Consider the following 25,153-nt stretch of genomic DNA (forward strand, 5'->3'; position numbering starts at 1 on the left):
TCAAAATGCTCCGGGGCGTCCCGCGAGGGGCGCTCTGGCTGTGAGCTATCTCTGACAATTCCAACAAAAGAGAGGCAATAGCAATGGGTGTATATGACTACAAGAACTTCGGCACGGCAGACTCCAAGGCGTTGTTCAGCGACGCCATGGCCATCACGCTGTATTCCTACCACAACCTCGATAACGGCTTCGCCGTCGGTTACCAGCACAATGGCTTCGGCCTCGGCTTGCCGGCTACGCTGGTCGCCGCGCTGATCGGCGGTACCGATTCGCAAGGGGTGATCCCTGGTGTGCCGTGGAACCCGGACTCGGAGAAACTCGCCCTCGATGCGGTGAAAAAGGCTGGCTGGACGCCGATCACGGCGGCGCAGCTGGGCTATGAGGGCAAGACCGACGCCCGTGGGACCTTTTTCGGTGAAAAGCCGGGTTACACCAGTGCCCAGGTCGAAGTCCTCGGCAAATATGACGCGCAGGGCCATCTCAAGGAACTCGGCATTGCCTTTCGCGGCACCAGCGGCCCGCGGGAAATCCTGATTGGCGATTCCATCGCCGACGCGATCAACGATCTGCTGGCCGCCTTCGGGCCCAAGGATTACGCGAAGAATTACGTCGGCGAAGCGTTCGGCAATCTGCTCGACGACGTGGTGGCATTCGCCAGAGCCAACGGCCTCAGTGGCAAGGACGTACTCGTCAGCGGTCACAGCCTCGGCGGGCTGGCGGTCAACAGCATGGCGGATCTGAGCAGCGGCAAATGGGGCGGTTTCTTCGCCGACTCCAATTACATTGCCTACGCATCGCCGACCCAGAGCAGCACGGACAAAGTGCTCAACGTCGGCTATGAAAACGATCCGGTGTTCCGCGCCCTGGACGGCTCGACCTTCACCGGCGCCTCGGTCGGCGTGCACGACGCAGCGAAGGCATCGGCCACCGACAACATTGTCAGCTTCAACGATCACTACGCCTCGAATGCGTGGAACGTGCTGCCGTACTCGATCCTCAACGTTCCGACCTGGATCTCGCACCTGCCCACCGCGTATGGCGACGGCATGAACCGGGTGATCGAATCGGCGTTCTACGACCTGACCAGCAAGGACTCGACGATCATCGTCGCCAACCTGTCGGACCCGGCCCGGGCCACTACCTGGGTGCAGGACCTCAACCGCAATGCCGAGCCCCACAAGGGCAGCACCTTCATCATCGGCAGCGACGGCAACGACCTGATCCAGGGTGGCAGCGGCAACGATTACCTGGAGGGCCGCGCCGGTAACGACACCTTCCGCGACGGCGGCGGCTATAACCTGCTGCTCGGCGGCTCGGGCAGCAATACCCTGGAGCTGCAGAAGTCGCTGAACAGCTTCGACTTCGCCAACGACGGTGCCGGCAACCTGTACATCCGCGATGCCAGTGGCGGCATCAGCATCACCCGCGACATCGGTAGCATCGTCAGCAAAGAGCCAGGCCTGCTCTGGGGCCTGTTCAAGGACGATGTCACTCACAGCGTCACGGCCAGCGGCTTGAAGGTCGGCGACCACCTCACCCAGTACGCGGCCAGCGTGAAGGGCACCGGCGGTGCGGATACGCTCAAGGCTCACGCCGGCGGCGACTGGTTATTCGGCCTGGAGGGCAACGACCATTTGATCGGCGGGGCGGGTAACGACGTCTTTGTCGGCGGCGCCGGCAATGATCTGCTGGAGTCGGGCGGTGGCGCCGACACCTTTGTCTTCAGCGGTGCGTTCGGCCAGGATCGGCTGGTCGGCTATACGGCCAACGACAAACTGGTGTTCCTCGGCGTGCAGGGCGTGCTGCCCAGCGACGACTTCCGTACCCACGCCACGGCGGTGGGGCAGGATACGGTGCTGAAATTCGGTGCTGATTCGGTGACGCTGGTCGGGGTCGCGTTGAGCAGCCTGAACGGCGACGGGATTGTCATCGCCTGACGGCAGGCAGGCGAGGGCGCCGGCGCCCTCGCCACATTTAAAGTGACTCGCCGGCCATGGCCTGACTCAAAACCCTGCAAAACAGCAAATGCGGCCTAAAGCCATCGCATGCACGCTCGTCATGTAGAGGCCGCCAATGAGTACAGGAGATGCACACGTGAAAGGTTTCAAGGGGTCTGTCGGTATCGTCGCAGGGGCGCTGTTAGCGGCCCATGCCTGGGCCGATCTGCCTCACAGCTCGATTCTGAGCCGTTATGGGGTCAGTACCGATCAATTGCCGGCACCGGCCGAGACTGCAGAAGTGAAGCCGGTCGAACAGAAAAGCCGATTTCAGATCCAGCCCGAACAGCCGTTCGTGACCCTGCGTCTGGGTGACGGCAAACCAGTGCAAACCACCGGCAACCTGAGCATTGATCGCATGGCGCAGCAGGAGCGTGAGCGCTGCCAGCGTCTGCAGGCCGAACTGGTCCGGCGAGGCGGGCAATACCTGAGTTGCGATGACAGCATTCCCGGCATGACCCTGCCGCAATAATTCATTCAAAAGCGCCGGCAGGCGCCGTCGAGTGCAACGCGGCTGCGATCTTCACATCGGCACGTTGGCAACCTCGACAGTGCCTGTCGCTCGTTACGCGTCAGTCTTCCTTGCGCACCGTCGCCACTTCATCGGCACGCACGCGCACCTTGGCCCCGGAAATATCCTTGAACTCGTAGAAGCCGTCTTCGGTCTTGGTTTTCGGCATGTCTTCGGTCAGGTATTGCGTGCCGTTCTGCAGCGTCACCACCGTCGGGGTGGAGCAACCGGCCAATGCCAGCAGCGCTGCAACAAGCAATGGCGCGCCCAATGTCGTGAATTTCATAACCACCTCTCATTCCATGTCGTTGACCGCAGTCGGTCCTCTAACGCGGTTGGTGCCGCCGGGCCGGGAAAAGTTCACGGCGCGGGGAAATAATTTCCTCGGCGCGCTGCCATTGATCCTTTTCCGTTTGCGCCGGGCGGGGCAGAGCTGGTATCTGTACGCATAACCAGTATTTGATCGCATGGCCCCGACATCACCGTGACTGCCAATCCTCTCGAAGACCCGTTCTATTACCTCAACAACTTCCGGCAAGTGCTTGATTGGCTTGAATTGCGCTATGCCGATGTGATGAGCGACAGCGAACACGCCTTCATTCGTGACTTCCGCACGTTGCCCCAGCCCTCGCAGGGTTTGCTGGTGCGCATGGTGATGCGCAAGGGCGTGCATTTTCGCGCCGGCAAGCTCGGTTATGCGGAAATCGGCGACATCGGCGCTGCCGCACAACCGTTGCTGGAACATGGCTGGCTCGACGAGCAGGCACCCGTGACGATCGCCGAGTTGTTCGACCTGCTGCTCAAAGCCGAGATCCTGCAAGCCTTCGGTACGGCGATCGCACACCCCAAGGGCAGGAAGGTCGACTGGCTGCAGGCGTTGCATGAACAGTTTCCCGAACCACGGACATTGCGCGACTGGTGCCCGGAACTGGCCGACCGCCTGTTCAGCCTGACCCTGATGGAACTGTGCGACCGTTTGCGCCTGATGTTCTTCGGCAACCTGTATCAGGACTGGTCGGAATTCGTCCTCGCCGACCTGGGGATATTTACCTACGAAAAAGTCGAGTTCTGCGCCGATTCCCGCGGCCTGCGCAGCCGCGCCGACGTCGATGCCTGCCTGTTCCTGCACGATTGCCAGGCGCGTTTCGAAGCCGGTGAAGCGCTGGAGCCGATTGTCGAGCAGATTGCCGCGCTGCATTTCGCCAATCCCTGGCTGCAACGCCGGCGCGACAAACTGTTGTTTCAGATCGGCCAGTATTGCGAGCGCATTGCCGAGTTCGCCCTGGCCCTGAACATCTACCGCGACTGCGCCTATCCCGGCGCGCGCCTGCGCATGATTCGCGTGCTGGAGCGCTGCGGCGAATATGCGCTCGCCCTGGAGCTGGCGAGCAGCGCCGAACAGGCACCGCAAAGCGCCACTGAACAGCAAGGCCTGCAACGGATCGTGCCGCGCCTGCGCCGCAAGCTCGGCGGTCCACCGCTCAAGCGCGTTGCACCAAGGCCCGTGGAACGGCTCGACCTGCATTTGCCGCGCACCGATCCGACGCGGTCGGTCGAGTATTACGTGCAGGCGCACCTGCACGAAGACGCCGGCCCGGTGCATTACGTGGAAAACAGCCTGATCAATTCGCTGTTCGGCCTGTTGTGCTGGCCGGCGATCTTCGCGCCACTTCCGGGGGCGTTTTTCCACCCGTTCCAGCGCGGCCCGGTAGACCTGCTCAACGAGGACTTCCATCCGCGTCGCGCGCAGCTGTTCCATGCCTGCCTCAGCGAACTCGACGATGGCCGCTACCTCGAGACGATCCGCACGCGGTTTGCCGCCAAGTGGGGCGTGCAGTCGCCGTTCGTGTTCTGGGGCGCCCTCAACGCCGAGCTGCTGGAACAGGCGCTGGCCTGCGTACCGGCCGAACACCTCAAGCACTGGTTCAATCGCCTGCTGCTCGACATCAAGGCCAACCGCGCCGGCATGCCGGACCTGATCCAGTTCTGGCCGCAGCACAAGACCTACCGGATGATCGAGGTCAAGGGCCCCGGCGACCGCTTGCAGGACAACCAGTTGCGCTGGCTGGAGTTCTGCCACGCGCACCAGATGCCGGTTGCCGTGTGCTACGTGCAATGGGCGGAGCAAGACGCTTGAGCTACCGCATTGCCGTGCGCGCGTTGTGCGAGTTCACCGCCAAGAGCGGCGACCTCGACTTGCGCTTCACCCCGTCACCCACGGCGCTGGAAGGCATCGTCGGCCATCGCACCGTGGCCTCGCGGCGCAGCGAAAGCTATCAGAGCGAAGTGGCACTGGAAGGCACGTTCGGCCAATTGCAGGTCAAGGGCAGGGCGGACGGCTACGATCCGGCGCAAAACTGCCTGGAGGAGGTCAAGACCTATCGCGGCGACCTCGGCAAGCAACCGGCCAACCACCGCCAGTTGCATTGGGCCCAGGCGAAGATCTACGGCTGGCTGATGTGCTGCAAGTTGCAGCTCGAGCAGATCAATCTGGCCCTGGTGTATTTCGATATCGTCAGCGAAAAGGAAACCTGCCTGGTGCAAGCCTTCCGCGCCGATGCCTTGCAGGCGTTCTTCCAGCAGCAGTGCCAGTTGTTCCTGCAATGGGCCGAACAGGAAATGGCCCACCGCGCCGCGCGCAATCACGCCGCGCAAGCGCTGACCTTTCCCCATGGCAACTTTCGTCCCGGCCAGCGTCATCTCGCCGAGTCGGTGTTCAAGGCCGTCAGCACCGGGCGATGCCTGATGGCCCAGGCACCGACCGGCATCGGCAAAACCCTCGGCACCCTGTTTCCGCTGCTCAAGGCCCTGGCGCCGCAGCAGCTCGACAAGGTGTATTTCCTCACCGCCAAGACGCCGGGGCGCCAACTGGCGCTGGACGCGGCGCAGGTGCTGTTCGCGCGCAACGCGAGCCTGCCGCTGCGGGTGCTGGAGATGGTCGCCCGGGACAAGGCCTGCGAGCACCCGGACAAGGCCTGTCATGGCGAATCCTGTCCGCTGGCGCAGGGCTTCTATGATCGCCTGCCCGCCGCCCGGCAGGCCGCCAGTCAATTGCGCTTGCTGGATCAGGCGGCGCTGCGCGACGTCGCCGCGCAACACTCGGTGTGCCCGTATTACCTGAGCCAGGAAATGGCACGCTGGGCCGACGTGGTGGTAGCGGACTACAACTATTACTTCGATTTCAGCGCGCTGTTGTTTGGCCTGGCCCAGCTCAATCAATGGAAGATCGCGACGCTGGTGGACGAGGCGCACAACCTGGTGGAGCGCGGCCGCCAGATGTACAGCGCGACCCTCGATCAGGCCACGTTGAACAGTGTGCGCAAAACCGCGCCCGAGCCGTTGAAAAAGTCTCTGCAACGGGTCAACCGCGAATGGAACAGCCTCCACAACGCGCAGCTGGCGCCGTATCAGGCCTATGACAAGGCCCCGGAAAAACTCCTGCAAGCCATCTCACTGTGCAGCGCGAGCATTGGCGACTACCTCAACGATCACCCGCAAGGCCTCGACAGCGGCCTGCAGAACGTCTATTTCGAGCTGCTGCAGTTCGCTCGTGTGGCGGAACTGTTCGATGCGCATTACCTGTTCGATATCAGCAAGCGCGACCTGGAGCGCAAGAAACCGCTGTCGCAACTGTGCCTGCGCAACGTAGTGCCCGCCGCACTGATTGGCCCGCGCCTGACGGCCGCCCGCAGCTGCATCCTGTTTTCCGCGACCCTGAGCCCGCGTCACTATTACGCCGACCTGCTCGGGACGCCGGCCGATACCGTGTGGATCGACGTTGAATCGCCGTTTGCCGCCGAGCAATTGCAGGTGCAGATCGTCAGCCGGATCTCCACGCGGTTCAACCATCGACAGGCGTCGCTGGAGCCGATCGTCGAACTGATCGCCCGTCAGTTCAGCGAAAGGCCTGGCAATTACCTGGCGTTTTTCAGCAGCTTCGACTACCTGCAACAAGTGGCGCAGTTGCTGGCCGAGCGGCATCCGCAGATCCCCCGCTGGCTGCAATCGCGGGGCATGGCCGAGGGGCAGCGCCAGGCGTTTCTCGAGCAGTTCACCGCCGACAGCCGCGGCATCGGTTTCGCCGTGCTCGGCGGGGCGTTCGGTGAAGGCATCGACCTGCCCGGCGCGCGGCTGATCGGGGCGTTCATCGCCACCCTGGGGCTGGCGCAACTCAATCCGGTCAACGAGCAGATGAAGCGCCGCATGGCCGCCATCTTCGGTGCCGGCTATGACTACACCTACCTGTATCCCGGTGTGCAGAAAGTGGTGCAGGCCGCCGGTCGGGTGATCCGCACGCAGCAGGATCGTGGTGTGGTGATGCTGATCGATGATCGCTTTGCCGAGGGCCGGATCCAGCAGCTGTTGCCGCAATGGTGGCAACTCGATATTGCACAGGCCGCTCCCTAATCGAGCGGATTGCCGCATACTTGCACTAATACCTATGTGCGGTGAGCCCGATGAGTGACAACGACAAAAGTGCTGTAGCGATTGAAGACATGCGTTTTCGCCTGTTGATCGATGCAGTGGTCGACTACGCGATCTACATGATTGACCCGCAAGGCGTCATCACCAGCTGGAACTCGGGCGCCAGACGTTTCAAGGGTTATGAAGAAGCCGAAATCCTCGGCGAGCACTTTTCGCGCTTCTACACCGCTGAAGACCGTGCCGCCGGTTTGCCGCAACGCGCACTGGACACGGCAATCGGCGAAGGCCGCTTCGAAGGCGAGGGCTGGCGGGTACGCAAGGACGGCACACATTTCTGGTGTCACGTGGTGATCGACCCAATTTTCAGCCCTGACGGGCAACTGCTCGGATTTGCCAAGATCACCCGCGATCTCACCGACCGCAAGATGGCCGAGGAAACCCTCAAGCAGAGCGAGCAGCAGTTTCGCCTGCTGGTTCAGGGCGTGAGTGATTACGCGATCTACATGCTCAGCCCGGAAGGCCGGGTGACCAACTGGAACCCCGGCGCGCAGCGGATCAAGGGCTACACCCCGGAAGAGGTCATCGGCCAGCATTTCTCGATGTTCTACACGCTTGAGGATCGCGCCATCGGCGAGCCGCAGCGCGCCCTGGAAACCGCCGTTCGCGAGGGCCGTTTCGAAAACAAGAGCTGGCGCCTGCGCAAGGACGGCACGCGGTTCCTGGCCCATGTGGTGGTCGATGCGATTCGTGGCGAAACCGGTTCTCTGCTCGGGTTTGCCAAGATCACCCGTGATATCACTGAAGCCCATCAGGCCCAGGAAGCCCTGGAGCGCACCCGCGAAGCGCTGTTCCAGGCGCAGAAGATGCAGGCCATCGGCCAACTCAGCGGCGGCATTGCCCACGACTTCAACAATCTGCTGACGGTGATACTCGGCAATCTGGAAATCCTCGGCAAACGCGTCGGCGACGATCCCAAGGTCAACCGGCTGCTGGAAAACGCCACCCAGGGCGCGCTGCGTGGCGTCTCGCTGACCCAACGCATGCTGGCCTTCGCCCGCCGCCAGGAACTCAAGACCGAACCGGTCAACATCGACCAGCTCGTGCAGGGCATCACCGGTCTGCTGCGCAGTTCGCTGGGGCCGGGTATCCGCATCGAAACGGCATTTGCCGACGATCTCGAAGCGGTGCTGGCCGACACCAATCAGCTCGAACTGGCGGTACTCAACCTGGCAACCAACGCCCGCGACGCCATGCCCGAAGGTGGCAGCGTGATGATCAGTGCCCGCCGCGAAGTCGTGCTCGAGCCGGCCCAGTCGTCGTTGGCACCGGGGCGCTACGTGTGCCTGAGCATCAGCGATACCGGCACCGGCATGGACGCGCTTACCCTGGCTTCGGCCATGGATCCGTTCTTCACCACCAAGGGCCTGGGCAAAGGCACCGGGCTCGGTTTGTCGATGGTGCACGGCTTCATCGAGCAACTCGGTGGCCGCTTCATCCTCAAGAGCCAGCAGGGTCACGGCACCACCGCTGAACTGTGGCTGCCAGTGGCCGACAATGCGGCAACGGCCAGGCCGCATGACCAGAATGCCGATGCCGCTGCCGTGCCACGCCTCAGCGTCCTGGTGGTGGATGACGACAGCCTGGTACTGACCAGCACCACGCTGTTGCTCGAAGACCTCGGGCACCGGGTCGTCAGTGCGATTTCCGGGGCGCAGGCCCTGCAGCTGTTCGATCAAGGCGAGGTCATCGACCTGATGATCACCGACATGGCCATGCCGCAGATGAGCGGCGCGCAACTGGCCCACGCCGTGCGCCTGCTCAAGCCGGATCTGCCGATCATTCTTGCCACTGGCTACGCCGATCGCCTGGAAGGCTTTTCGGCCAATCTGCCGCGTCTGCCCAAGCCCTTCACCCAGCTCAATCTGCTGGAGGTCATTGCCCAGTCGATGACGTGAGCCGTTGGCGAATCCGCCTGAACTTGTCCAGGCCGCGCTGCCTCCAAACGCTTTACGACCCGGAGCCTGTGCAGTGCCTCGCATATTGACCCAGCCGACCAACGAAGAAGTGCTCACCGAACACAACGCCAAGATGTTCGGCTCACCCAAGGAGCGCCTGGACTTCTACCGACGGGAAATCCAGTACGAAACCAGCATCCTCGCCAACCGTACCGACGCCTACCTGGCGGCGCAGTCATTCCTGGTGATTGCCTTCGCTTCGTGTATGTCCAACCTCAACCCGGAGTGGGGCAAGCTGTTTACCCTGATCGTGCCACCGTTCCTGGCGTTGCTCGGCCTGCTCAGTTCGCTGAACGCCTGGCCGGGGATTCGCGCGGCCTACGACATCATCGATCACTGGCACTACAAGCAGAGCGAACTGCTGAGCGCCGAGCCGGTGATGGGCCTGATCTACGACGAATCGCCGCTGTTCAGTGAAATGGAGTCGAGCCACAAGGGCTATCGCAAGTCGCTGCTGTTTTCCGTGCGCACGCCGTGGATCTTCGCCACCTTCTGGGTGTTGTTGGGCACCTATGCGGTGTTTATTCAGGTCACCAACCCGGGCGGTTGACCAGGCGCAAACCCGACGGCAGAAAAAAGCCCGACCATCAGGTCGGGCTTTTTCATGCCGGTTTACACGCTGGTTTCCAGTTGCTCGCGCAACCTTTGCGAGTTTTGCGCCGACATCGGGATCGGTGGGAAATCTTCGTTGAGCACACACAGATGCTCGATCGCTTCTTCGAATTTCAGGTCGGCTTTCTTGCGCAACGCCCGGTAGTGGTCGAACTGCTGGATGTCCAGCTGATCGGATTCGAGCAACTCGTGAGCCGCGCGATTGAGCGCCTGGGCCTCTTCAAACAGCTGCCGGTTGCGTTCCAGGGCGAGGGCTCTGCATGCCTTGATCTGTGCGGGAGTCGTGCATTCTTTCATGACCGTGACCTTATTCTGCGGGATTCCTTTTGCCGGGCGTAACGCCGCAGGGGAACCGAACCTGCCGGGCCCCGCCGGAACAATCCGGCGGGGGGTTATGCTTGTGACCGTGGCCGGTTTGCGCGGGATCCATTTTTTTGCAGAAAAAAATCTGATCAGTGCAAGGCTCAAAACCGCAGGAAAAAATCAGCTTTTTTGCTTTTTCAGCTGTTCATAGCGCGCCAGGATCGGCTGGGTGCTGATGCCATGGACCAGAATGCTCAGCGCCACGACAGACAAAGTCAGATCGGTGCACAACGTGCCGACGCGATCACTCAAACCGTGGTTGAGCGCATAAAACAGATAGAACAGGCTGCCGATACCGCGGATACCGAACCAGCCGATCAACAGGCGCTGACGGCCCTCCAGCAGCGTTCCCCACGGCATGCCGAGCACGCAGAGCGGGCGGATCACGCCGAACAGCACGGCGCCGATCAGCAGGGCCCGCCAGTCCCAGTGACTGAGCAGCACCACGCCGAGCAGGGTGACCAGAAATACCTCCATGGCGCGTTCGACCAGCCCGCCGAAAGCGAGCATGTCGCCCATCATGATCCCGGCCGCTACCTGGCTGTCTTCCAGGCGTTCGGTATCGCCGTGCACCGCGTGCTGCGGTTCGACGTTCTGATGGCCGACCACCGGTTGCACCAGGTGTTCGGCCGGGGGCTGGCTGGCGCCGGTGGATTTCACCTCGACCTGGCGCAAGCCCAGCCCGGCAGCGAAAACCGAAAGGAAACCGAAGCCGCCGATGGATTCAGCCACCACGTAGGCGAGGGCGATCAAGGCCAGTGCCAGGTAATCATTGGGGCTGACCGTGCTGTCGGCATTGCGGATCTGCAGGGCCAGCGTGGCGCGGCCGATGCCACGGCCCATCCAGTAGCCGGTGAGCAATCCGACAGGGACGGCCCAGACCACGCTGCGCAGCAGCCAGTCGCGCCACTCGTTGGCGAATCCGTCACCGTGCAGCAACAGCAGGCCGAGGATCACGAACGGAAAGGCAATCCCGTCATTCAGCCCGGCCTCGCCAGACAGGCCGAACCGCACGCTGTCGACGTCCCGCGCATCGTTGACCTGCACCAGCGCGGCCAGCACCGGGTCGGTCGGCGCCAGAATCGCGCCAATCAACAGCGCCGGCCCCCACGCCAGCTGCAAGCCGTAATGCAGCAGCAGACAGACACCGATGATCGTCAGCACCATCACCGGACCGGCGAGGCCAAACGCAATCCGCCAGTTTTTGTCACGCAGTGGCAAACGCAGCTTCAAACCGCAGATGAACAACGAAAACAGCACCGCGACCTCGGTCAGGTGCTCCATCCATAAAGAAGCGTCATCCAGCGACAGTTTCAGCAGATCGAGACCACTGGGGCCGATACCGATCCCCAGCAGTAGGCAAACCGCCGAGGTCGTGACCGGCATCCAGCGCAGGTACGACGAGGTCAGTGCCAGGGTCAGCAGCACGGCGCCGAGCACGGCCACCCAGATAATGAAGCTCATGGTGTGCGGCCCGCCCTGGCTGGCATTGCTCCGCCTCGACGCCGGCGTGACGTAGGAACCTTAAACAACGGGCGTGCGCAGATATTCAGGCGTCAGCACGTTGAACCACAGCAGGATCATCGACACCAGTATGGTCACCAGCACCAACAGTGCCACGCCCCAGACACTGGCCGCATACAACAGGCCTTGCTCCTTGCGTTCGTGCATGAAGGTCGGCAAGCCAACGAACAGCAGGAACGTCGAATACAACGCCGCAGCACCGAGCACCAGCACCGCCAGCCAGCGGCTCGGATACAGCCCGGCGATGCCGGCGATGAAGAACGGGGTGACGGTGTACGCGGCAAACCCGATGCACTGGTTGAGGGTCGGCCGGGCATCGAACGTGCGCGACATCCAGCGGATAAACCCGCCAATGATCGCAACACCGAGCACCATGGTCACGTACAACAGGACGCTCAGCTGCAAGGCGCTGGCGCTGCTCAGTTTGACGATTTCGCCGACGGCCAGGCTCCAGCCGACGTACGTGGTGCCGATGAACAGGCACACGGCCGGGATCAGCGCCAGTACCAGTAAATGGGCGAGGTAATGCCGTGGGTGCGCCTCTTCTTCGCGGCGGATATCGGTCCAGGCGAAGTTGGGCTGGGTGAAGAGTTTGACGATAGGTGCGGACATGACGACCTCCTGATCTCTCGCGAGCTGATATGGGCTCTACAGGTATTGAGAGGTGGGCCGGGCGCCGGTTCAGTTTTTCTCGCCAGGACCCATGCAGGAGCTGCCAGCGCTCATATGCGTGCGCCGGCAAATCGTCGGCGGCGGCAGCTCCTGCACGGACGGCAGGGTTTACAGCATCGGTTTACCGCCGGTCACGCCATAGCGCTGACCGGTGATGTAACTGGCTTCGTCGGAGGCCAGCAAGACATAGATCGGCGCGACTTCCACCGGTTGCCCGGGACGACCGAGCGGGGTCTGCGCGCCGAAGTTCTGCACCTCCTCGTCGGGCATGGTCGAGACGATCAGCGGCGTCCAGATCGGCCCCGGTGCCACGCAGTTGACGCGGATCTGCTTGGGCCCGAGCATCTGCGCCAGGCCGCCAGTGAAGTTGGCAATCGCGCCCTTGGTGGTGGCGTAAGCGAGCAGGGTGGGTTTGGGCATGTCCGAATTGATCGAACTGGTGTTGATGATCGACGCCCCGGGCCGCATGTGTTTGATCGCCGCCTGGCACAAACGGAAGATCGCGGTGATGTTGACGTCGAAGGTCATCACCCACTCGTCATCGGGGATGTCCTCGAAGTTTTCGTGGGTCATCTGGAAGGCGGCATTGTTGACCAGAATGTCGATACGGCCGAAGCGTTCGATGGTCTGGTCGACCAGCGCCTGGCACTGGCTCTTCTGCGCGATATCGCCGGGCAGCAACAGACACTGGCGACCGGCCTGTTCGACCCAGCGCGCGGTTTCCTTGGCGTCTTCATGCTCGTTGAGGTAGGCCACCGCGACATCGGCGCCTTCACGGGCGTAGGCAATCGCCACTGCGCGACCGATGCCGCTGTCGGCGCCGGTAATCAGGGCGATCTTGCCGGCCAGGCGCCCCGAGCCGACATAGCTCTGTTCGCCGCAGTCGGGGTACGGCTCCATTTTGCGCTGGGAGCCAGGCACGGATTGTGGCTGTTTCGGGAAGGGTGGTTTTGGATAGTCGGTCATCGTCGGTCTCCGGTCTGATGGCAGGTATGGGTGGTTGACCCGGACCGTTTGCCGTGAGTTCGATCGGATTGACGAGGGTGTCTGGCCAGGCGCTTGGCGCTGGCCGCAGATCCCGCAGGCCGCGCGCTTGTGCTCAAGAGCAACAGGAACGCAGCCTGAGGCGCGTGCGCGACTTAACCCTGGCGCGTGGCCAGGGCGCGTTCCATCCGCGCCAGGCCTTCTTCCAGCAGCGCCCGCGGACAGCCGAAATTCAAGCGCACGAACTGCTGGCTGTGATCGCCAAAGTCCAGCCCGGGACTGAGGCCGACCCTGGCCTGCTCGAGGAAAAACTGCTGCGGATTGCCCAGGTCCAGCGCCGAGCAGTCGAGCCAGGCCAGGTAAGTGCCTTGCGGCACGTTGATGGTGACCCCGGGCAAGCGGCTGCGCACCGCATCGACCAGGTAATCGCGGTTGGCCTGCAGGTACTGTTTCAGGGCCTCGAGCCACGGCCCGGCTTCGCTGTAGGCGACGCGAGTGGCTTCCATGCCCAGTGGATTGACGCTGTCGACCATGCCACAACGGGCGTGGTTGACGCGCTCGCGCAGTGCGGCGTCCTGAATGATCATGAACGAGGTTTTCAGCCCGGCGATGTTGTAGGCCTTGCTCGCCGACATCAGGGTGATGGTGCGCTGGGCGATTTCGGCGCTCAGCGAGGCTGTCGGCACATGCACACGACCGTCGTAGCACAGCTCGGCGTGGATCTCGTCGGAGATGATCCAGGCGTCCTGCGCCACACAGATGTCCGCCAGCGCTTGCAGCTCGCTGCGGTCGAACACTTTGCCAATGGGATTGTGCGGGTTGCTCAGGAGCAGGGCGCCGCCACCGTTGAGGGCTTCACGCAGGGCGTCCAAAGGAGTGGCGTAGGTGCCGTCGGCCTGGGCGATGAACTCCAGCTCGACCTTGTTCAGCCCCCAATGCCCCGGCGCATGCCGCAATGGCGGGTAGTTCGGCGTCTGCACCACGACATTCTGCGGCGCCTGCACCAGCGCCTTGAGCGCCATGTTGAAGCCCGACTCCACGCCCGGCAGGAAAATCAGTTCCTGCGGCTTGACCCGCCAGGCGAACTTGGCCCACAGGTCGGCAACGATGGCGGCGCGCAGGTTGTCCTGGGCCACGCTGTAACCCACCAACGGGTGCAGCAGGCGCTGTTGCAGCGCCTCGATCACCACCGGTGGCGCGGCGAAATCCATATCAGCGACCCACATCGGCAACACATCGGCCGCGTAGCGGCTCCACTTGGTGCTGCCGGTGTCGTGGCGGTCGAATACCTGATCAAAATCGAAAGTCATGCGCGGTCTCGTAAAGGCGGGATTGGTCCTGCTGGCCATGATAAGCCTCCATCCCTGTAGGAGCGAGCCTGCTCGCGATTGCGGCCTGACATTCACCATTCGAGCAAGCTGAGCCACCGTGATCGCGAGCACGCTCGCTGCGACAAGAATTTGTGGAGGCAGATCCGACAAACGGCCGACGGTCGGTTTTCACACAAAACGCATGGTCGTTGTCTACAGTGAAAAAGTCGGCAGGCATCCTGCCGTAACCGTGTCTGTCCAGAAAAAGCCCGGCTTACGTACCGGGTTCCACCTGATCAGGAGTGCACGATGGATCTCAGCCGTCGTCAGTTCTTCAAGGTCGCCGGTATCGGCCTTGCAGGCTCTAGCCTGGGCGCGTTGGGCATGGCCCCGACGCTGGCCTTCGCCGAGCAGGTGCGCCACTTCAAGCTTGCCCACACCCATGAAACCCGCAACACCTGCCCGTATTGCTCGGTCGGTTGCGGCTTGATCATGTACAGCCAGGGCGATGCCGCGAAGAACGTTGCGCAAAACATCATCCATATCGAGGGCGACGCCGACCATCCGGTCAACCGCGGCACCCTGTGTCCGAAAGGCGCCGGCCTGCTGGATTTCATCCATAGCCCGAGCCGTCTGCAGTACCCGCAGGTACGCAAGCCCGGCAGCAGCGAATGGACCCGGATCAGCTGGGACGAAGCGCTCGACCGCGTCGCCGACCTGATGAAGGCCGACCGCGACGCCAATTTCATCGAGCAGAACGCCCAGGGGCAAACGGTGAACCGCTGGCTGACCACCGGGTTCCTCGCGGCGTCGGCAGCGTCCAACGAAGCCGGCTACATCACCCACAAGGTGGTGCGCAGTCTCGGCATGCTGGGGTTCGATAACCAGGCGCGTGTCTGACACGGCCCGACGGTGGCAAGTCTTGCCCCGACGTACGGCCGTGGAGCCATGACCAACACCTGGACCGATATCGCCAACGCGAATCTGATCCTGGTGATGGGTGGCAACGCAGCAGAAGCGCATCCGTGCGGCTTCAAATGGGTGACCGAGGCCAAGGCGCACAACGCGGCGCGGCTGATCGTGGTCGACCCACGGTTTACCCGGACCGCTTCCGTGGCCGATTACTACGCGCCGATTCGCACCGGCAGCGACATCGCGTTCATGGGCGGCCTGATCAATTACCTGCTGAGCGAGGACAAGATCCAGCACGAGTACGTGCGCAACTACACCGACGTGTCCTTCATCGTCAAAGCCGGATTCGGTTTCGAGGACGGCCTGTTCACCGGTTACGACGTGGCCAAGCGCAGCTATACCGACAAGTCCACCTGGGGCTACGAACTGGGCGACGACGGTTTCGTCAGGGTCGACCCGACCCTGCAGGACCCGCGCTGCGTCTATCAGTTGATGAAGCAGCATTACAGTCGCTACAACATCGACCTGGCGAGCCAGATCTGCGGCATGCCGGTCGATGCCATGAAAAAGATCTGGGAGGAAATCGCCACTTGCTCGCAACCGGGCAAGACCATGACCATCCTCTATGCACTGGGCTGGACCCAGCACTCGATCGGCTCGCAGATCATCCGCAGCGCGGCGATGGTGCAGTTGTTGCTGGGCAACGTCGGCATGCCGGGCGGGGGCGTCAATGCCTTGCGCGGGCACTCGAACATTCAGGGCCTGACCGACCTCGGTCTGCTGTCCAACGCGCTGCCGGGTTACCTGACCCTGCCCACCGATGCCGAGCAGGACTACGCCGCCTACATCAAGAAACGCACGCAGACGCCGTTGCGTCCGGGGCAGCTGTCCTATTGGCAGAACTACAGCAAATTCCACGTCAGCCTGATGAAAGCCTGGTACGGCGCCAACGCCACGGCCGAGAACCAGTGGGCCTACCACTACCTGCCCAAGCTCGACATCCCCAACTACGACATCCTCAAGGTGTTCGACCTGATGGGGCAGGGCAAGGTCAACGGCTACGTCTGCCAGGGCTTCAACCCGATTGCCGCGTTGCCCGACAAGAACCGCGTGATGGCCGCTCTCGCCAAGTTGAAATGGCTGGTGGTGATGGACCCGCTGGCCACCGAAACCTCGCAGTTCTGGGAGAACGTCGGGCCGTTCAACGACGTCAAGAGCGCCGAGATCCAGACCGAAGTGATTCGCCTGCCGACCACCTGCTTCGCCGAAGAGGACGGCTCGCTGGTCAACAGCAGCCGCTGGCTGCAATGGCACTGGAAGGGTGCCGACGGCCCTGGCGAGGCACGCACTGACGTACAGATCATGAGCGCGCTGTTCCTGCGGCTGCGCGAGCGCTATCAGGCCAATGGCGGCAAGTTCGCCGAGCCGCTGCTGAACCTGTCGTGGCCGTACAAGATTGCCGACGAGCCATCGCCCGAGGAGATCGCCAAGGAGGTCAACGGCTACGCCACCACCGATTTCACCGATGCCACGGGCGCAGCGATCAAGGGCAATGCGCAACTGGCCGGGTTTGCCCAGCTCAAGGACGACGGCAGCACCGCGTCCGGCTGCTGGATCTTCTGCGGCAGCTGGACCGAAGCCGGCAACCAGATGGCCCGCCGCGATAACAACGATCCGTACGGCATGCACCAGCATCAGGGCTGGGCCTGGGCCTGGCCGGCCAACCGGCGGATTCTCTACAACCGCGCCTCGGCGGATGTCTCCGGCAAGCCGTGGGACCCGAAAAAATGCCTGGTGTGGTGGAACGGCAAGGCCTGGGGCGGCACCGACGTGCCGGACTACAAGGCCGACGTACCGCCGGAAGCCGGGATGAACCCGTTCATCATGAACCCCGAAGGCGTGGCGCGGTTCTTCGCCGTCGACAAGATGAACGAGGGGCCGTTTCCCGAGCACTACGAGCCGTTCGAAACCCCGATCGGGATCAACCCGCTGCACCCGCAGAACAAGAAAGCCATCAGCAACCCGGCGGCGCGCATCTTCGATTCGGTGTGGGACAGCCTCGGCCTGGCCAAGGACTACCCGTACGCCGCCACCAGCTATCGGCTGACCGAGCATTTCCACTTCTGGAGCAAGCACTGCAAGTTGAACGCGATTGCCCAGCCGGAGCAGTTCGTCGAGATCGGCGAGGTGCTGGCCAGGGAAAAAGGCATCGCCGCCGGCGACCGCGTGCGCGTGAGCTGCAAGCGCGGCTTCATTGAAGCGGTGGCGGTGGTGACCAAGCGTATACGGCCATTGCAGGTCAACGGCCAGGTGGTGCACCAGATCGGTATCCCGCTGCACTGGGGTTTCACCGGCCTGACCCGCCACGGTTACCTGACCAACACCCTGGTGCCGTTCCTCGGCGATGGCAACACCCAGACCCCGGAATCCAAGTCATTCCTGGTCAACGTGGAGAAACTGTAAATGGCCAGCCAAGACATCATTGCCCGCTCGGCCACCACCACCCCGGCACCGTCCGTGCGCGGCCAGGAGGCTGTGGCCAAGCTGATCGACACCACCAAGTGCATCGGCTGCAAGGCCTGCCAGGTCGCGTGCTCGGAATGGAACGAGCTGCGTGACGAGGTCGGCCATAACCACGGCACCTATGACAATCCGCAGGACTTGAGCGCGGACTCGTGGACGCTGATGCGCTTCACCGAGCACGAAACCGACGCCGGCAACCTTGAATGGCTGATCCGCAAGGACGGTTGCATGCACTGCGCCGAGCCCGGTTGCCTGGCGGCGTGCCCGAGCCCCGGGGCGATCATCAAGCACGCCAACGGCATCGTCGACTTCGACCAGGATCACTGCATCGGCTGTGGCTATTGCATCACCGGGTGTCCGTTCAACATCCCGCGCATCTCGCAGAAGGATCACAAGGCCTACAAGTGCACGTTGTGTTCGGATCGGGTAGCCGTGGGGCTGGAACCGGCCTGCGTGAAGACCTGTCCGACCGGCGCCATCGTGTTCGGCACCAAGGAAGACATGAAGACCCACGCCGCCGAACGCATTGTCGATCTGAAGAGCCGCGGTTTCGACAATGCTGGCCTGTACGACCCCGAAGGCGTCGGCGGCACCCACGTGATGTACGTGCTGCACCACGCCGATACGCCAAGGATCTACGCCGGCCTGCCGGACAACCCGGCGATCAGCCCGCTGGTGGGGTTGTGGAAAGGCATCAGCAAACCGCTGGGCCTGCTGGCCATGGGCGCGGCGGTGCTCGCCGGGTTCTTTCACTACGTGCGCATCGGGCCGAACCGGGTCGAGGAGGATGACCACCCGACGCCGCCCGATACCTCGGTGCACGTCGTCGATCCGGCGGTGCACACCTACGACCCACGCGGGGAGGACCGGCCATGAGCAACAAGACGATCCTGCGCTACACCGCCAACCAGCGCACCAATCACTGGCTGGTGGCGATTCTGTTCTTCATGGCCGGGTTGTCCGGCCTGGCGTTGTTCCATCCATCGATGTTCTGGCTGACCCACCTGTTCGGTGGCGGGCCGTGGACACGCATCCTGCACCCGTTCATGGGCGTGCTGATGTTCGTGTTCTTCCTTGGCCTGGTGTTTCGCTTCTGGCGCGCCAATTTCTTTATCGACAACGACTGGAAGTGGATGCGCCGCATCGACCGGGTGCTGGTCAACGACGAGGAAACCGTGCCGCCGGTGGGCAAATACAACGCCGGGCAGAAGCTGCTGTTCTGGACTTTACTGTTGTGCATGCTCGGCCTGCTGTTCACCGGACTGGTGATCTGGCGTGCGTATTTCAGCGCGTATTTCGGCATCAGCGTGATCCGCTGGGCCATGTTGCTGCACGCCTTGGCCGGGTTCGTGCTGATCCTGAGCATCATCGTCCACATCTACGCCGGGATCTGGATCAAGGGCTCGGTGGACGCGATGCTGCACGGTTGGGTCAGCCGCGCCTGGGCGAGGAAACACCACGAACTCTGGTATCGCGATATCACCGGCGAGCAAACCAGGGACAAACTGCCAGAGCGACCGATCACCAAAAAGGGCTGACCTTTGCCGACCATTCTTGAACCGGGACAGATCGAAGCGGCGGCCAGTTCGCCGCCGTTTCTGTTCCTGCCACCGAACATTCTGTTTCACCTGCGGGCGCAGCGGCTGGAGCAACTGGCCGCAGGCCATCCGCTGGCCGACTATCTGCACCTGATCGCCAGCCTGTGCCGGGTGCAACAACAGTTGCTGGATGATCCACCTGGCGTGGCACCCTTCGAGCAGCAACGCTTGGACCTTTGCCAGCAACATGGCTTGCCGCCGTTCGCTGCCGATACGTTGATTCGCGAGGACGCCTGGCAAATCTGGCTGGAGGCTCTGCTGCAGCGCTACGTTGCGCCGCCGCAACCTGCCGTCATCGCCGCGCTGGACAGCCTGCGCGGCGCCAGCCCTGGCCAGGTGCGCGCGTGGGCCGTGGCGCTGGTCAGCGGCCAGTACTCGCTGCTGCCGGCGGCGCTGGTGCCGTTTCTTGGCGCGGCGCTGCAAGCGGCGTGGAGCCATTGGCTGCTCAGCGCGCCGAATCTGCAACTGACCCCGGGCACCAGCCTCAGTCAATGTCCGGCTTGCGGTTCGCCGGCGATGGCCGGGGTCGTCCGCCATCGCGGCAAGCACAACGGCTTGCGTTACCTGGTCTGCTCGCTGTGCGCCTGCGAATGGCACGTGGTGCGCGTCAAGTGCGTGTATTGCGAGCAGAGCAAAGGCCTCGAATACCTCAGCCTGGAGGATGACCGCCACGCCGCCAATCAGGCGCCGCTGCGCGCGGAGGTGTGCCCCGCGTGCAACAGCTACCTGAAACTGCTGTACCTGGAGAACGATGCCGAGGGCGAAGCCCTCTCGGCGGATCTGGCCAGTCTGCTGCTCGACATGCGCCTGGCACAGGACGGCTATCAACGGCTGGCACCGAATCTGTTGCTGGCGCCGGGAGACGAATGACCGCAGCGTCTACACTCTGCTTTTCACCTGAGTGTTGCGCCGGTCCTTGGTTTTCAGGAGTGCCTGATGTCTGTGAGTGTTGCCCTGCGATTGCCGTCCCTCGACAGCTTGTTGCGTCATCCCGCCTGCCAGCCACTGCACGAGCGCTATGGACGCGAAGCGTTGCTGGCGTGTCTGCGCCAGTTGCTCGACGACCTGCGCGGCGCAGTCCTGGCCGGGCAATTGGCGGCCGTCGAAATCGGCCCCGAGGCCCTGGCCGGGCGCGCCGGCGAGCGTCTGGCGCAACAGCAGCGCAGCCATGTCCGCCGCGTGTTCAACCTGACCGGCACGGTGCTGCACACCAACCTCGGCCGCGCCTTGTTGCCCGAGGCCGCCATCGATGCGGTGCACATGGCCGCGCGTTATCCGCTGAACCTGGAGTTCGATCTGGCCAGCGGCAAACGTGGCGACCGCGACGATCTGATCGAAGGCCTGATCCGTGAGCTGACCGGCGCCGAAGCCGTCACGGTGGTCAACAACAATGCCGCGGCCGTGCTGCTGACCCTCAACAGCCTCGGCGTGCGCAAGGAAGGCATCATTTCTCGCGGCGAGCTGATCGAAATCGGCGGTGCGTTCCGCATTCCCGACATCATGGCCCGCGCCGGTGTGCGCCTGCACGAAGTCGGCACCACCAATCGCACCCATGCCCGCGATTACGAAGCGGCGATCAGCCCGCGCAGCGGTTTGATCATGCGCGTGCATGCGAGCAATTACAGCATCGAGGGCTTCACCGCCCGGGTGCCGACCGCCGAACTGGCCGAGTTGGCCCATCGCCACGGCTTGCCGTTGCTCGAAGACCTTGGCAGCGGCAGCCTGCTCGATCTGACCCGCTGGGGCCTGCCGGCGGAACCGACGGTGCGCCAGGCGTTGCTCGATGGCGCCGACATCGTCACGTTCAGTGGCGACAAACTGCTAGGCGGGCCGCAAGCGGGGTTGATCGTCGGGCGCAAGGACCTGATCGCCAGGATCAAGAAGAACCCGCTGAAACGCGCGCTGCGCGTCGACAAACTGACCCTGGCCGCGCTGGAAGCGGTGCTCGGCCTGTATCGCGATCCGGATCGTCTCGCCGAGCGTTTGCCGAGCCTGCGCCTGTTGACCCGTCCACAAGCCGACATCCTCGCCCAGGCTGAACGCCTGCAACCGGAGCTGGCGCGGGCGTTGGGCGAACCCTGGCACGTCAGTGCGATCACGGCACTGGGCATGATCGGCAGCGGCAGCCAACCGGTGGCGCGGCTGCCGAGCGCGGCGCTGTGTCTGCGCCCACACGTGTCGAAACGCTTGCGCGGGCGGTGCCTGCTCGACCTCGAAGCGGCGCTGCGCGGGTTGCCAATCCCGGTGCTCGGACGCATCGACGACGACGCGCTGTGGCTGGACCTGCGCCAGCTCGACGACGAAGCGGCGTGGCTGGCGCAGCTGCCGCACTTGCAGGTCAATCCGTGATCGTCGGCACGGCGGGGCACATCGACCACGGCAAGACCTCGTTGCTCCAGGCTCTCACCGGACAAGCCGGCGACCGCCGCCCGCAGGAACGCGAGCGCGGCATGACCATCGACCTTGGTTACCTCTACGCCGAACTGGCGCCCGGCGCCGGCCTGAGCGGCTTCATCGACGTGCCCGGCCATGAACGATTCACTCACAACATGCTCGCCGGTGCGCAGGGCATCGATCTGGTGCTGCTGGTGGTCGCGGCGGACGACGGCGTGATGCCACAGACCCGCGAGCACCTGGCGATCGTCGAGCTGCTGGGGATTCCCCGGGCGCTGGTGGCAATCACCAAGTGCGACCGGGTCGAAGCGGGCAGGGTGGCTGTGGTTCGTCAGCAAATTGCCCAGTTGCTGGCACCGGGGCCGTTGGCCGCTGCGCCGATGATCGCCGTGTCCAGCGTGACCGCAGAGGGGATCGAGGCGCTGCGCCAGGCATTGTTGCAAGCGCAGGACGATGTGCCGGCACGCCGTGTCGACGGCGGGTTTCGCCTGGCCATCGACCGCGCCTTCAGCGTCGCCGGTGCGGGGATTGTGGTCACCGGCACGGCATTGTCCGGCGCGGTGGCGGTGGGCGATCGACTGGCGCTCGGCCCGACCGGCAAAAGCGTTCGCGTGCGCGGCTTGCATGCGCAGAACCAGGCCGCCGAGCGCGCATTCGCCGGGCAACGGGTGGCGTTGAACCTTGGTGGCGAGCGTCTGGAACTCGGGCAGATCCATCGTGGCCATTGGCTGCTGGCCGATTGGCTGCACGCGCCGACACAGCGCCTGGACATCCAATTCCAGCTGTTGCCGGGTGAGCGAACCTTCGAACATTTCCAACCGGTGCACCTGCATCTGGGCACCCAGGATGTGATCGCCCGGGTTGCGTTGCTCGAAGGTCCGCGCCTGCGTCCCGGCGAGCAGATGTTCGCGCAGTTGCTGACGAATGTGCCGGTGCACGCGGCTCACGGCGATCGCCTGATCCTGCGTGATGCCAGTGCCCAGCGCACCCTCGGCGGCGGCCGCGTGCTCGATCCGTTCGCCCCGGCCCGGCAGCGGCGCAGCCCCGAGCGCCTGGCGCAACTGCTGGCCCTGGCGCTGCACGACGATCTACCAGGCGCGCTGCCGGCCTTGCTCGATCACAGCGCCAGCGGTCTCGATCCGCAGCGCCTGGCCCGCCAGTTCAACCGCCCGCAGGCGAGCTGGACGCTGCCGGAGAATGTCCGCCTGATCGACACGCGCCAGGGTGCGGTGCTGTTCAATGCGCAGCGCTGGGGTACGCTGAAATTCAGCCTGCTGGAACAACTGGCGCGCTTTCACCAGCAGGAGCCCGACCAGATGGGCCCGGATCGCGATCGCCTGCGCCGTTTCAGCGCGTTGAACGTGGATCGCCCGACGTTCATCAGTCTGCTGGAGGAGCTGCGTGAGGCCGGATCGATCAGCACCAGTGGCCCGTGGCTGCATTTGCCCGATCATCAAGTGCGCTTGAGCGCTGACGACGAGGCGCTGTGGCAGCGCCTGCAACCGCTGTTCGAACAGGCCGGTTTCGATCCGCCGTGGGTGCGCGATGCCGCGCAGAAGCTCGACCAGGACGATGCCAGCGTGCGCTTGCTGCTGCGTAAACTGGCGCGCCAGGGCGTGCTGCATCAAGTGGTGCGCGACCTGTTTGTCACTGACATCACGTTGCGGCAGATGGCCGCCGTGCTGTTGCGCCTGGCTGAAGAAAATTCGCAGATTCAAGTCACGGCGTTTCGCGATGCGCTAGGCTTGGGACGCAAACGCAGTATTCAGATCCTCGAATACTTCGACCGCCTCGGCCTCACCCGGCGCCTGGGTGACCACCGACAGATCCGTTTCGACAATGCGCTGGCCAACCCCGGCGCACTCTGAGTTCAAGGAAGGCAATCGCGCCCGGTGGCGCGGCCGGGCTTCAAACCCGGTTGGGGACGGCATCCGTTCCCGGGCAGGTTCGACTCCGGCTGCCTTCCGCCATTTCCGGCCATCGCGGCCGTCTCGTCAGAAGCCCAGCGGGTACTGGATCACCACGTAGATGCGGTCAATGTCATCCCCGGCCTGTGCGGTGTTGGCCCGGTGCGAGACGTGGGACAACTGCACGGACAGATCCTTCGCCGCACCGGACTGGACGACGTACTTGACGTCGATGTCGCGCTCCCAATGCCGGCCGCCATCGCCTTGCTGCGGCTGATAGCGGCCGCTGTCGGCATCGAACGGGTTGTAGGCACCGCCGCGGGGCGCGTGGCTGCCGTCGATGTGGCTGCCGGCGACATAGCGGGTCATGAAATTCAGCCCGGGGATGCCGAAGGCGCCCAGATCCAGATCGTAGCGGGCCTGCCAGGAGCGTTCGTTGGCACCGTTGAAGTCGGCGTACTTGATGGAGTTGGCGAGGTAGATCGAGTCGCCGCCGACAAAATCGAATGGCGTGTCACCGATGATGCGTTGCCAGCCCAGCAGCACCGCATGCGGGCCCAAGGCGTATTTGCCGGCGAGGCTGAACGCCGTGTTGTCGATCGCGCCGGCCAGCGCCCGCCCGGTATCGCGGGTGCGGTAAAGGTTGGCGTCAAGCAGCAGGCCGGACTGTTTGAAGTGCAGGTTGGCGTAGTACTGATGCCAGGTTTCGCTCAGCTCGGAGGCATACAGCGCGCCGCCGACCGGGTTGTCCGCGAACAGATCGGCGCCGACAAAGCTGATGCCGCCAGCCTCGGTATTGGCGCCGTAGCCGAAGAAATCACCTTTCGCCGAAGAACTGTCCTGGTTCTTGAACGCGGTGAAATGCCCGGCGAGCAGATTCACCTGGTCGATCTCGCGGCTATTGAGCAGGAAACCGGTGGCGTATTCCGGTTGCAGGCGTTTGTCCGAGGTGTCGAACACCGGGGTTTCCACGGTCATTTCGCCGAAAGCGAGGGTGGTGCGCGAGACTTTCAGCTTGAGCGCAGCGCCGGCGCTGGAATACTCGCTTTCACCGCGACCGCTGCTGTCCACCGGCAGCAGCCCGGTGCCGGAATGACCCTTGCCGCCATCCAGTTTCAGTCCGGAAAAGGCGTGGGCATCGAGGCCAAGGCCCACGGTGCCTTCGGTGAAACCGGATGCGAAAGTGCCGATAAACCCTTGAGCCCACTCTTGTTTGTAGTTTTTGCCGGAGGGTGAGGGCGAGCGGTAATCGTTGCTCAGGTAGAAGTTGCGCAGCAGCACCTCGCTCTTGGCGTCGTCGACAAAACCAGCGGCGAAGGCCGCTTCGGACAGCCCGCAAAACAACGCAAGCAGGGTGAGACGTGATGGCGCGAAAGCGATCATGGCGCAGTGACCAGCGATAACCA

19 protein-coding genes and 1 tRNA gene are annotated in these 25,153 nt (G+C 63.5%); 13 read left to right on the plus strand and 7 right to left on the minus strand.

Going from position 1 to position 25,153, the window contains the following annotated elements; translation table 11 throughout:
- Positions 1–83: 83 nt before the first annotated feature.
- Both QRN70_RS02095 and QRN70_RS02100 read left to right on the plus strand, forming a co-directional pair.
- On the plus strand, positions 84–1,937 hold the full coding sequence (locus QRN70_RS02095; protein ID WP_285415563.1) for a polyurethane esterase: 1,854 nt from the start codon (positions 84–86) through the stop codon (positions 1,935–1,937).
- Positions 1,938–2,094: 157 nt separating this feature from the next.
- Entirely contained in the window at positions 2,095–2,469 is a 375-nt protein-coding gene (locus tag QRN70_RS02100; protein WP_285415564.1) for a hypothetical protein, read from the plus strand.
- 100 nt (positions 2,470–2,569) lie between these two features.
- On the opposite strand, the gene QRN70_RS02105 is transcribed toward QRN70_RS02100, so the two are convergent.
- Entirely contained in the window at positions 2,570–2,794 is a 225-nt protein-coding gene (locus QRN70_RS02105) for a YgdI/YgdR family lipoprotein (RefSeq protein ID WP_285415565.1), read from the minus strand.
- 198 nt (positions 2,795–2,992) lie between these two features.
- On the opposite strand from QRN70_RS02105, the gene QRN70_RS02110 reads away from it, so the two are divergent.
- From QRN70_RS02110 to QRN70_RS02125, 4 genes are all read left to right on the plus strand, one after another.
- On the plus strand, positions 2,993–4,645 hold the full coding sequence (locus QRN70_RS02110) for a VRR-NUC domain-containing protein (protein ID WP_285415566.1): 1,653 nt from the start codon (positions 2,993–2,995) through the stop codon (positions 4,643–4,645).
- Positions 4,642–6,915 (plus strand): ATP-dependent DNA helicase, encoded by a 2,274-nt coding sequence (locus QRN70_RS02115; RefSeq protein ID WP_285415567.1) that lies wholly within the window; start codon positions 4,642–4,644, stop codon positions 6,913–6,915. Before QRN70_RS02110 ends, QRN70_RS02115 begins: the two co-directional genes overlap by 4 nt.
- 50 nt (positions 6,916–6,965) lie before the next feature.
- Positions 6,966–8,888, plus strand: coding sequence for a hybrid sensor histidine kinase/response regulator (locus QRN70_RS02120; protein WP_285415568.1), 1,923 nt, complete (start codon positions 6,966–6,968; stop codon positions 8,886–8,888).
- A 73-nt stretch (positions 8,889–8,961) separates the two neighbouring features.
- Positions 8,962–9,498 (plus strand): hypothetical protein, encoded by a 537-nt coding sequence (locus QRN70_RS02125; RefSeq protein ID WP_285415569.1) that lies wholly within the window; start codon positions 8,962–8,964, stop codon positions 9,496–9,498.
- Between the two features lie 62 nt (positions 9,499–9,560).
- On the opposite strand, the gene QRN70_RS02130 is transcribed toward QRN70_RS02125, so the two are convergent.
- The 5 genes from QRN70_RS02130 to QRN70_RS02150 form a co-directional block, all read right to left on the minus strand.
- A complete protein-coding gene (locus QRN70_RS02130; RefSeq protein WP_285415570.1) occupies positions 9,561–9,857 on the minus strand; it encodes a hypothetical protein in 297 nt (98 codons plus the stop codon).
- A 186-nt stretch (positions 9,858–10,043) separates the two neighbouring features.
- Complete coding sequence (locus QRN70_RS02135; protein ID WP_285415571.1) at positions 10,044–11,387, minus strand: cation:proton antiporter; 1,344 nt, start codon at positions 11,385–11,387, stop codon at positions 10,044–10,046.
- 60 nt (positions 11,388–11,447) lie between these two features.
- Positions 11,448–12,059, minus strand: coding sequence for a Yip1 family protein (locus QRN70_RS02140; protein WP_285415572.1), 612 nt, complete (start codon positions 12,057–12,059; stop codon positions 11,448–11,450).
- Positions 12,060–12,227: 168 nt separating this feature from the next.
- Positions 12,228–13,085, minus strand: a complete 858-nt coding sequence (locus QRN70_RS02145; protein ID WP_285415573.1) for an SDR family oxidoreductase — start codon at positions 13,083–13,085, stop codon at positions 12,228–12,230.
- Positions 13,086–13,258: 173 nt separating this feature from the next.
- Positions 13,259–14,413 (minus strand): MalY/PatB family protein, encoded by a 1,155-nt coding sequence (locus QRN70_RS02150; RefSeq protein ID WP_285415574.1) that lies wholly within the window; start codon positions 14,411–14,413, stop codon positions 13,259–13,261.
- A gap of 309 nt (positions 14,414–14,722) precedes the next feature.
- Here QRN70_RS02150 and fdnG point away from each other — a divergent pair, with 309 nt between their 5' ends.
- The 7 genes from fdnG to QRN70_RS02185 all read left to right on the plus strand — a co-directional run bounded on the left by fdnG (position 14,723) and on the right by QRN70_RS02185 (position 23,810).
- A complete protein-coding gene (fdnG, locus tag QRN70_RS02155; RefSeq protein ID WP_285415575.1) occupies positions 14,723–17,788 on the plus strand; it encodes a formate dehydrogenase-N subunit alpha in 3,066 nt (1,021 codons plus the stop codon).
- Entirely contained in the window at positions 17,789–18,724 is a 936-nt protein-coding gene (gene fdxH, locus QRN70_RS02160; protein ID WP_285415576.1) for a formate dehydrogenase subunit beta, read from the plus strand.
- Positions 18,721–19,386 (plus strand): formate dehydrogenase subunit gamma, encoded by a 666-nt coding sequence (locus QRN70_RS02165; RefSeq protein ID WP_285415577.1) that lies wholly within the window; start codon positions 18,721–18,723, stop codon positions 19,384–19,386. The genes fdxH and QRN70_RS02165 overlap by 4 nt, the downstream gene beginning before the upstream one ends.
- 3 nt (positions 19,387–19,389) lie before the next feature.
- Positions 19,390–20,316: a formate dehydrogenase accessory protein FdhE gene (fdhE, locus tag QRN70_RS02170; protein WP_285415578.1), complete on the plus strand. Its 927-nt coding sequence runs from the start codon at positions 19,390–19,392 to the stop codon at positions 20,314–20,316.
- 66 nt (positions 20,317–20,382) lie between these two features.
- Positions 20,383–21,795, plus strand: a complete 1,413-nt coding sequence (selA, locus tag QRN70_RS02175; RefSeq protein WP_285415579.1) for an L-seryl-tRNA(Sec) selenium transferase — start codon at positions 20,383–20,385, stop codon at positions 21,793–21,795.
- Positions 21,792–23,708 carry a selenocysteine-specific translation elongation factor gene (selB, locus tag QRN70_RS02180; RefSeq protein WP_285415580.1) on the plus strand — a complete coding sequence of 639 codons (1,917 nt, stop codon included), beginning with the start codon at positions 21,792–21,794 and terminating at the stop codon, positions 23,706–23,708. Before selA ends, selB begins: the two co-directional genes overlap by 4 nt.
- Positions 23,709–23,714: 6 nt before the next feature.
- Positions 23,715–23,810: transfer RNA gene (locus QRN70_RS02185), tRNA-Sec, on the plus strand.
- Between the two features lie 24 nt (positions 23,811–23,834).
- On the opposite strand, the gene QRN70_RS02190 is transcribed toward QRN70_RS02185, so the two are convergent.
- Positions 23,835–25,130, minus strand: a complete 1,296-nt coding sequence (locus QRN70_RS02190; RefSeq protein WP_285415581.1) for an OprD family porin — start codon at positions 25,128–25,130, stop codon at positions 23,835–23,837.
- Between the last annotated feature and the right edge of the window lie 23 nt (positions 25,131–25,153).

This window comes from Pseudomonas sp. efr-133-TYG-5, from assembly GCF_030209175.1.
Lineage (GTDB): Bacteria > Pseudomonadota > Gammaproteobacteria > Pseudomonadales > Pseudomonadaceae > Aquipseudomonas.